The following is a 9,101-nucleotide window of genomic DNA, read 5'->3' on the forward strand; positions in this document are numbered from 1 at the left end:
CCAGAAATTCATGACAGACGCCCGGCAACTTGATGGGGACTACGACTATATCATCGTCGGCGCAGGCACGGCCGGATGTGTTCTGGCGAACCGATTGACCGAAGACCCCAAAACACGAGTTCTGCTGCTCGAGGCAGGCGGGTCAGACAACTACCACTGGGTGCATATTCCGGTTGGCTATCTCTATTGCATCGGCAACCCGCGTACCGACTGGATGATGAAAACCGCGCCCGAACCGGGGCTAAACGGGCGTTCTCTGGCCTATCCGCGCGGTAAGGTGCTGGGGGGATGCACGTCGGTCAACGGCATGATCTACATGCGGGGCCAGGCCGCGGACTACGATCACTGGCGGCAGCTGGGAAATACTGGCTGGGGTTGGGATGACGTGCTGCCCTATTTCCTGAAATCCGAGGATCACCATGCCGGGCGGACCGACATGCATGGGCATGGCGGTGAATGGAAGGTCTCGAAACAGCGTTTGGAATGGGACATCCTTAGGGCCGTGCAGGAAGGTGCCAAGGAGTTCGGCATTCTGCCGCGCGCCGATTTCAACGATGGCAATAACGAAGGTACGGGTTTTTTCGAGGTTAATCAGCGTAAAGGTGTGCGCTGGAACACGACCAAAGGCTTTCTGCGCCCGGCGATGAAACGCCCCAACCTGCGTGTTTTAACCCACGCCGAGACCGAGACGCTGTTGTTCGACGGCAAACAGGTAATGGGCGTGCGCTATCAGCACAAAGGCGAGCGATGCGAAGCTTTTGCCCAGGCCGAGGTGTTGCTGGCGGCCGGAGCGGTCAACTCGCCCAAGATTCTGGAACTGTCGGGTGTCGGGCGGGGTGATGTGCTGGCTGAACATGGCATCGCTCTGCACCACGAAAGCCAAGGTGTGGGCGAGAACCTGCAGGACCATTTGCAGATACGGACGGTGTTCAAAGTCCAGAACGCAAAAACTCTGAACACGATGGCGAATTCCCTGGTTGGAAAGGCGAAGATCGCTCTGCAATATGGTCTGACGCAATCCGGGCCGATGTCGATGGCTCCCAGCCAGTTCGGCATGTTCACCAAATCCAACCAGGATCTGGCCACGCCAGATCTGGAATACCACGTGCAGCCCCTGTCCACGGACAAGCTGGGCGACCCGTTGCACCCGTTCCCGGCGATCACCGTATCGGTCTGCAACCTGCGCCCTGAAAGCACGGGCACCTGCCATATTCAGGCGGCGGATACCAAGGCGCAGCCTGACATTCGCCTGAACTACCTGTCGACCGATAATGACAAACAGGTCGCCGTGAAATCCGTGCGGCAGGCGCGGATGATTATGACGGCGAACGCTCTGAAACCCTATCAGCCGCAAGAAATCCTGCCCGGTCCGGTGATGGAGTCCGAAGACGACTTGGTGAAAGGCGTCGGGGATATCGCCACCACGATTTTCCACCCCGTCGGCACCTGCAAGATGGGGTCGGACGCCTCAGCCGTGGTGGGCGCGGATCTCAGGGTGCATGGGCTGAAGGGATTGCGGGTGGTCGACGCGTCGATCATGCCGAAAATCGTTTCGGGAAACACCGCGTCACCTGTTGTGATGATCGCGGAAAAGGCGGCGGATATGATCCGCAAGGGAGTCTGACAAGTGTCGGAAGTCGTGATTATCGCGCGGATCGTGCCGGAAGACGGCCACAAGGAAACGCTGCGTGCTGCTATTGATGATCTGGCCGCTGCCAGCCGCGAAGAGGCAGGAAACAAAAGCTATGACGTTTTTGTTGCATCCAGCCGACAGGCTGAGTTTCTGATCCATGAAATCTGGTCAGATGCCGAGGCGATTGCCAATCACGGGCGCACGTCGCACATGGCCAGGTTCAAAGAAATCGTAAAGGGAAAGGCCCAGATTTCGGTTCAAAAAATGGCCAAAACCTAAGGGCCAAGGGATTCGTTTTTCTGATTTTTTGCTGAGTTTCCGCATAATTTTTTTCTCTGTCATAGTTCTGGTGACAGAGGGGCAATTCGCATGTGGAGTATGCAAGGCATTGGTGGAAAAAATATGCAATAAAAGCAATAAGATACGCAAAAAATATACTGGCCGATCTCACGGAACATCTTAGCCGCAAAACCGCCAAAAACGTTGACTGCACACCTCAAAATGATAATAATAACAATTACTGCAATATATTTCAGTTTCAATTCCTGAGGAGGGGCATTGGCTGAGATCGCGGCTCCGGAACGCTCTGTCCCGGATCGACCGCACTCTGGAGAAAACAAAAGGGAAGAGAAGAAAATGCAGCGGAGGAATGTACTCAAGGCCGGCCTGCTGGCAACAACACTAACGCTTGTTGGAGGCGCCGGAGCTTTTGCCGATGATAGCAAGCGGATTGCGTTCTTTGTATCTGACCTGTCGAACGTGTTTCACCAGTCTCAGGCCGCCGAGGCCGAGCGCTACGCAAAAGAAAAGTACGGCGCTGAGGTGGTGGTGTTTGATGGCCGGGCGGATTCAGCCGTCATGACTCAGAACGTTGACCAAATTGCAGCAGGTGGATTCGATGCTGCCACGCTGCACATCTGGGATGCCGAGGCCGCCACACCCGGTGTCGAGGATGCTTTGGCTGATGATATCGTCATGACCTCGTTCTTCAGCCCGATCACGGATACCGGCATTCCGACCGCACGAAGCGATGAAGCCGCCGTGTCGTTCGAGATGGGCGCGCAAATGGCCAGGGCCTGGAAAGAGGCACATCCCGATAAACCTATCGTCATGGTGCAACTGGGTTGGCCAAACCATACTGAAGTCAACTCGGGCCGGACCGCGCCATTTGCCGAAGGTGTCCTGTCGGTTGATCCCGACGCCGAAAATCTGGGCGCGCTGGATTCCAGCAAGGGCCAAGAAGCGGCCAAGCAGATCATCGTCGACCTGCTGACACAGCGCCCCGAAGTGAACCTGATCTATTCCGAAGCATCGAACCTTACCGTGGGAACAATGGCCGGGCTGGCGCAGTTGGGGCGCGGCAAGTTCGACAATGGCAAGCCGCTGACCGAGATTGTGGCCAGTGTCGACTTTGACTCGGTCGAGTTCGAACAGGTTTATGATCCTGCTTCCAGCCTAAAAGTTTCGATGGGTCTGCCGCCTGTGGAAACCGCGCAGGGCCGGATTGACCTGATCATGGATGTGCTGGACGGCAAGATCGAACGGACCTCGGACACGGCGGAAGAGTTTTTCTACAAGGCCTACACTGTTTCCTACTGGTCCATGCCAAAGGAAGAGGCCGAGCAGTGGCTGAAGGACCAGTTCGGTGGCTGATGGACGTTGACTGAACCAGGCTTTGGCAAACAGGTCCGTTGGCCGACAACGGGCCTGATCTGCCCAGCCGGTTCTTTCAATGCAGCCTGCTCCAACACCTCAAACCCGCTCGGGGTTCCGGCGCTGGTGGCAACGCATCCAAACTCGGATAAGCTTGATCCAGGGACGCGGCCCTTTGCGCCGGTCGGAGGCTTGCGGATTAAAAGGGGATGATCGTGCAGATTGCTTTTGCCGAAAAAGCGCTGTCCGTCAGGGATTTGACCAAGGACTACCCCGGCGTGAGGGCCGTGGACACCGTGTCATTCGACATTGATCGCAACACGGTGCATTGCCTGGTCGGAGAGAACGGTGCCGGAAAATCGACCATCGTGAAGATGTTGACCGGGGCACTGGCCCCGACCAGCGGAACGATGGCCATCCAGGGCCAGGCCTATGAGCCAAACAGCACCCAGGATGCCCGTGAAAGCGGTGTAGGGACGCTGTTTCAGGAACTGCATGTGGTTGATCAACTGACCGTCGAGGAAAACCTGACACTGGGGATGGAAGCCAGTCGCTTTGGTTTTCTGGTCAAGTCAGACCTTGAAGACCGCGTGATCAAAACTCTAGCGGCGATTGAGCCGACAATTGATCCCAAAGCGCGTGTGTCCTCGCTGAGCGTCGCGCAGAAACAAATCGTCGAGATCGCCCGTGCCGCGTCCTCGGGTGCGAGCATCATCATCATGGACGAACCGACTGCAGCGCTGTCCGAGCGTGAAGTGGAGCGCCTGTTCGGCGTGATCAGGCGGCTGCGGGACGCGGACGTGACGGTCATCTATATCTCGCACAAGCTGGATGAGATTTTTGAACTGGGTGACAATGTCACCGTCATGCGCGATGGCAAACACATCGCCACCAAACCACTGACCGAAGTAAACGGCCGCCCTGAACTGATTGAGATGATGGTGGGACGCGCGATCACTCATGATTATGAGCCGCGCGGCGAAATTGCGGATAGTCCGCTGCTGACAGTCAAAGGTCTGAGCAATCACCTGCTGAAAGACGTGTCTTTTCATGTAAATGAGGGAGAGATCGTTGGCTTTTACGGTCTGGTCGGTGCAGGCAAGACCGAGGTCGCCCGGGCGATATATGGGGCTGACAAGGCCGAAGGGCAGATAGATTTCAAGAACCGCAAACGCGCGGCCTCGCCCAAGGAAGCCATCGCGGCAGGGATCGCCCTGGTTCCCGAGGAACGGCGCACGCAGGGCCTGTTCACCGAACTTACGATCCGTCGCAATATTCCGATCATGAACATCCGCAAGCTGGCCCGGTTCGGCATCTTTCAGGATGAGCGCGAAAAAGAAGTCGCTCGCGAGTATGTCGGCAAGTTGGGGATCGCGACGAATTCCATCGAGAAATACGCCGAGAAATTATCGGGCGGAAACCAGCAAAAGGTTGTTCTGTCCAAATGCCTGTTCGCTGATGCGGATCTGTTGCTGCTGGATGAACCCACGCGCGGCGTCGACGTGGGCGCAAAATCCGAAATCTACGATCTGATCCGCGACCTGGCGAACAACGGCCGCGCGATCTGCATCTTTTCGTCAGAACTGGAAGAGGTGCTGGGCATCTGCGACCGGGTCTTTCTGATGTATGACGGCCGCATCGAGGCCGAGATCAAAAACGGGGCAGAGGTCGACATTCCACGCATCCTGAATGTCGTTACCGGTGGGGGCGGTGAAAACTCATGACCGATCAGGCAATTCAGGGCCGAAGGCTGGCTGAGCGGGACAACAGTCTGAGTGACGAGATGTTCATCACCTCTCTGGTAGCGGGGGCCGCCATGGCACTTTTCGCGCTCGCCTCCGTTTTGGTGCCCAACTTCTTCCAGTTTCAGAACGTCGTGAACCTGGTGACGAATAACTGGGCGGTGATTTCGCTGGGCGTTGGGGTCACGTTCTTACTGGTTTCGGGAAACTTCGACCTGTCGGTGGGCGGTATCGTGGCGCTTTCGGGCGTATTAGCGGTGTGGTTCGCGCAGTCTACGGATGGGGCGAATGCACTTTCTTCAGGCTGGGGGATACCGACATCGCTGGCGATGGTCTGCGCGCTGATCGGGGCAGTGCTGATCGGGGCCATCAACGCGGTCTTCGTGGTTGTGCTGCGTGTGCCGTCGATCATCGTCACGTTGGGCACCATGATGCTGGCGCGCGGAATTGCACAGGTGATCACCCAAGGCTCGCAACGCAACACCAACCTGCCCTCGGATTTCGGAACGTTGGGGAACATGACCATGTTCGGCACCTCGATCAAACTGCCGGTGGTGCTGATGGCGATTCTGATCCTCGTGGCCGTTTTTGTTGAGCGTAAGACGGTGTTCGGACGGCTGACCTATCTGATCGGCGCAAACCCGGTGGCCTCACGTTTGTCTGGCGTCGACAACGCGCGGCATGTGGTGAAGCTCTACCTGTTCAGCGCCTTTGTTGCCGGGGCAGTGGGGATTCTGCTGGCATCCGAGTTCAAATCGGGCTTTTCCAACCGCGGCACACTGATGGAATTCGACGCCCTGGTCATCTCTCTGCTGGGCGGCGTTGCGATTGCCGGCGGGTTCGGGTCGATCATCGGCATGTTCTTTGGGGCGATCGTTCTGGCCACCGTGACCTCGGCCGCGACGGGGTTGGTGCTGTCACCGGACTGGCAGTTCACCCTCAAGGCCATCGCGGTGTTCATCGCGATCATGGCCCAGACATGGGCTTTGGCGCGGAGGCACGCGTGATGACCGACCTTACCCAAAACCCAAGGGCCGGAGACCGTGTGAAACGGTTCCTGAAAGACTACTACATCTATCTGGTCCTCATCCTTGTCGTCGTGCTGCTGAGCACCGCCAACCTGGACAAGTTCCCGCTGTTCGAGCGTGGCAACTTCCTGAGCGAGCGAAATATCATCAACATCCTGCGTATCTCGGCCCCGATCCTGACACTGGCGGGAGCTTTCACGCTGCTGATGATCTCGGGTTATATCGACCTGTCCGTGGGCAGCGCGATGAGCCTGAGCGCGGTCGTCTACGCCCTGCTGGCCATCAACGGGGTGCCCTTCCTGCCCGCTTTTATTGCGACGGTTCTGGTGGGGGTTCTGTTGGGCGCGCTTAACGGGTTTCTGGTGATCCGGCTGAAGATCACACCGGTCATTGCAACGCTGATCACACTGAGCCTCTATAAGGGCATTGCGCTGCTGCTGGTCGAAGATGGCGTCTCGGCCATCAAATCCGGCGGCGGGCTGAAAATGCCGAGTTGGTTCAACGACTACGGGCGCGATGGCGTCCTGTTTGGCCTGCCCTGGGCCTTCTGGGTGGCCGTTCTGGTGACGATTGCGATGATCATTGCGCAGGATCGGATGAAGCTGGGCAAATACGCGGCGGCAACCGGAGGCAACCCAACGGCGGCGAAACTCTCGGGCATTAATACTGCCCGTACGGTGATCATCCTTTACGTGCTGGTCGGCATCTGCGCTGCGCTGGCCGGGATTGCCCGGTCAAGCTTTATGTCGCTGGGTGATCCTTTGTCAGGCGACGGCATGGAATTAACCGCTATACTTGTGGTTCTGTTGGGTGGTACAGCCTTCAGCGGCGGTGAGGGGCGTGTTTTAAAATCCTTCATCGGCGCGTTGATCATCATGTCCCTGACAGTTGGCATGTTGACACTTGTGCCCGCCTATTTCCAAACTCTGGTCGTGGGCACCGTGTTGTTGCTGGCGGCCGCGTCGAACCATTTGGTGAGCAGAAAGGACAACGAGAGTTGAACGCCAGCGGACCCGATCCCGATACCCTGCGCCTGATTGCCCGCGTCCTGACCTTGCATTTTCAGGAAGGTCAGCTGCAAGCCGAGATTGCGAAGAACCTTAGGCTATCGACCGCCAAGGTGAACCGACTCATCAAGCAAGGCCGCGAGATGGGTATGGTCGAGTTTCGGATCCACAGCCCATTCCAACGGTTGTTTGATCTGGAAAACCAACTGAAGCAGCGATGGTCCGGTGTCGAATTTCTGGTCGTCGATACGGTCACCGAAAATGCAGGCACCACACTGGATCTGGTCGGCAAAGCCGCAGCCCAGTATTTTCAGGAAATTGTCCAAGAAGATGACGTCATCGCAATCTCGGGTGGCAAGGCGCTGAGCGTCGTTGCCAACCACCTGCGGCCCAAGAGGTCCACATCAAACAGGGTCATTCCAATGACCGGCGGCGTTCAGGGGCAACACTATACGGATGTAAACCATATTGCGACGCGCATTGCGGACGGGCTTGGCGGTGTGGCTACCCTCATACACATCCCCCTGCACGCCGATACCAAAGAAGAGCGTGACATGCTTATGTCGGTCCGAGCGGTACGGGATGTGCTGGATCAGGCGCGAAACGCAAATGTCTCGCTTTTGGGACTGGGTGCTGTGACCGGAGAGGATGCAACCTACTACCAAGCTCACCCCCTGTCAGAAGAGAACAGGATTCAGCTGTATGACAGCGGCGTCAGGGCCGAGCTGCTGGGGCATCTGGTCAATTCCGCAGGCGAGCTATGCAGCAGTGAACTAAATTCCAGACTGGTCAGCCTGCCGCTTTCAGATGCCAAGTTGGTTCCCATCCGTATTGGCGTGGCAAGTGGAAAAGAAAAGGTTGAGCCAATCCTGGCGGCATTGAATGGCGAACACGTCAATACCTTGGTGGTTGACGACATAACCGCTCAGCCAGTTTTGGATAGTTCAGCAAAGGAATAGTATTATCCATCCGTCGCGTTTCCCCACGTCTAACCGGAATGTGTGAATAGCCATTGATTCGGATTGGCTTAGGCTCAAGGCACATAGCCAATAGATGACGGTTGCGGCGAGGGTGATGGTTGAGAGGAAGACCCTGGGGCAACGAGCATAACATTTTGCTACGCGTTTCCAATCCTTGAGCCTGCCAAACATGATTTCAATCCGATTGCGGCGTTTATATCGGCGCTTGTCGCACCGAAGAGTTGCCTTGCGCCGTTTGCAATCCGGGATGCACACGCATTTCCTTTTATCTTCGAATTTTTCCCTGATGCAGTCGGCGTCTTTGCCGCGACCCCCGAGCAACCAATCTACCTTTGGCATGTTGCCAACGAGAGCCCGTGCGCCGATGTAATCGCTGAACTGACCAGCGGTGACATACAGGTTCAGAGGGCGTCCTTGGGTGCCACAGATGGTATGAAGCTTGGTGTTCATACCGCCTTTGGTTCGGCCAATCTCGCGGCCACGCCCCCTTTTTCGGCGCCCAGACTGGACGTTGCGCGATGCGCCATAAGATAAGTTGCCTTAATCATAACTGACTTTTTCTCACCATGATCAGCCGCCAAACCAATCCGCATCTCGGCAAATCTACCTCATTTATCCAACGCTTCCAGCGGTTGTAGGCGTTTTGTGAGGTTCGTATTCTTTGGGCGCATCACGCCAACGTAAACCGTTGTGGTTGATGAAGATAATGTAACTCAAGACCCGTTTGTCGCCCGCAAGAGGCCTGCCACGGGATTTGGGGAAGGAACGCACAAGACGCGCCATCTGCCCGTCACTCAACCAGAAAAGACCAGACATGTTCACCGCTTGTGTTACCCGTCGTGAAACACGCGGCAAAACGCAAGTCAATGGGTCCTAATTCGATGCTCCGTTGGCTAGGGTCAGGACCCATTGATTTCCAGCGGTCGGCATGATTCACGGCTGAAAAACGAGCGGTGAACATGTCTGGTCTTTTCTGGTTGACCGACGCGCAGATGGCGCGTCTTGAGCCCTTCTTTCCCAAGTCTCACGGTAAGCCGCGTGTCGATGACCGGCGTGTG

7 protein-coding genes and 2 pseudogenes are annotated in these 9,101 nt (G+C 56.7%); 8 read left to right on the forward strand and 1 reads right to left on the reverse strand.

The window, feature by feature from the left end; genetic code table 11:
- Positions 1–10 precede the first annotated feature (10 nt).
- The 7 genes from ACR0J8_RS11920 (at position 11) to ACR0J8_RS11950 (ending at position 8,022) form a co-directional block, all read left to right on the forward strand.
- Positions 11–1,624 carry a GMC family oxidoreductase gene (locus tag ACR0J8_RS11920; protein ID WP_480527147.1) on the forward strand — a complete coding sequence of 538 codons (1,614 nt, stop codon included), beginning with the start codon at positions 11–13 and terminating at the stop codon, positions 1,622–1,624.
- A 3-nt stretch (positions 1,625–1,627) separates the two neighbouring features.
- Positions 1,628–1,912 (forward strand): putative quinol monooxygenase, encoded by a 285-nt coding sequence (locus ACR0J8_RS11925; RefSeq protein ID WP_480527145.1) that lies wholly within the window; start codon positions 1,628–1,630, stop codon positions 1,910–1,912.
- 357 nt (positions 1,913–2,269) lie between these two features.
- Positions 2,270–3,286: a sugar ABC transporter substrate-binding protein gene (locus tag ACR0J8_RS11930; protein WP_480527143.1), complete on the forward strand. Its 1,017-nt coding sequence runs from the start codon at positions 2,270–2,272 to the stop codon at positions 3,284–3,286.
- 209 nt (positions 3,287–3,495) lie between these two features.
- On the forward strand, positions 3,496–5,010 hold the full coding sequence (locus tag ACR0J8_RS11935; protein ID WP_480890359.1) for a sugar ABC transporter ATP-binding protein: 1,515 nt from the start codon (positions 3,496–3,498) through the stop codon (positions 5,008–5,010).
- On the forward strand, positions 5,007–6,035 hold the full coding sequence (locus ACR0J8_RS11940; RefSeq protein WP_480527139.1) for an ABC transporter permease: 1,029 nt from the start codon (positions 5,007–5,009) through the stop codon (positions 6,033–6,035). The genes ACR0J8_RS11935 and ACR0J8_RS11940 overlap by 4 nt, the downstream gene beginning before the upstream one ends.
- A complete protein-coding gene (locus ACR0J8_RS11945; protein ID WP_480890362.1) occupies positions 6,035–7,057 on the forward strand; it encodes an ABC transporter permease in 1,023 nt (340 codons plus the stop codon). Before ACR0J8_RS11940 ends, ACR0J8_RS11945 begins: the two co-directional genes overlap by 1 nt.
- The gene (locus ACR0J8_RS11950) at positions 7,054–8,022 is read left to right on the forward strand and encodes a sugar-binding transcriptional regulator (RefSeq protein WP_480527136.1); all 969 of its coding nucleotides are present in this window, start codon (positions 7,054–7,056) and stop codon (positions 8,020–8,022) included. Before ACR0J8_RS11945 ends, ACR0J8_RS11950 begins: the two co-directional genes overlap by 4 nt.
- Here ACR0J8_RS11950 and ACR0J8_RS11955 read toward each other — a convergent pair.
- Positions 8,008–8,550, reverse strand: a pseudogene (locus tag ACR0J8_RS11955) (IS5 family transposase); the annotation flags it as partial. The gene ACR0J8_RS11950 and the pseudogene ACR0J8_RS11955 overlap by 15 nt on opposite strands.
- Before the next feature lie 452 nt (positions 8,551–9,002).
- Here ACR0J8_RS11955 and ACR0J8_RS11960 point away from each other — a divergent pair.
- A pseudogene (locus tag ACR0J8_RS11960) lies at positions 9,003–9,101 on the forward strand (IS5/IS1182 family transposase); the annotation flags it as partial.

This window comes from Ruegeria sp. N11 (genome assembly GCF_056531525.1).

Excerpts from the sequence above, each read along its gene's own strand:
- ACR0J8_RS11920 (WP_480527147.1), top strand. The coding sequence starts at position 11 with ATGACAGACGCCCGGCAACTTGATGGGGACTACGACTATATCATCGTC.
- ACR0J8_RS11930 (WP_480527143.1), top strand. The coding sequence starts at position 2,270 with ATGCAGCGGAGGAATGTACTCAAGGCCGGCCTGCTGGCAACAACACTA.
- ACR0J8_RS11935 (WP_480890359.1), top strand. The coding sequence starts at position 3,496 with ATGATCGTGCAGATTGCTTTTGCCGAAAAAGCGCTGTCCGTCAGGGAT.
- ACR0J8_RS11940 (WP_480527139.1), top strand. The coding sequence starts at position 5,007 with ATGACCGATCAGGCAATTCAGGGCCGAAGGCTGGCTGAGCGGGACAAC.
- ACR0J8_RS11945 (WP_480890362.1), top strand. The coding sequence starts at position 6,035 with ATGACCGACCTTACCCAAAACCCAAGGGCCGGAGACCGTGTGAAACGG.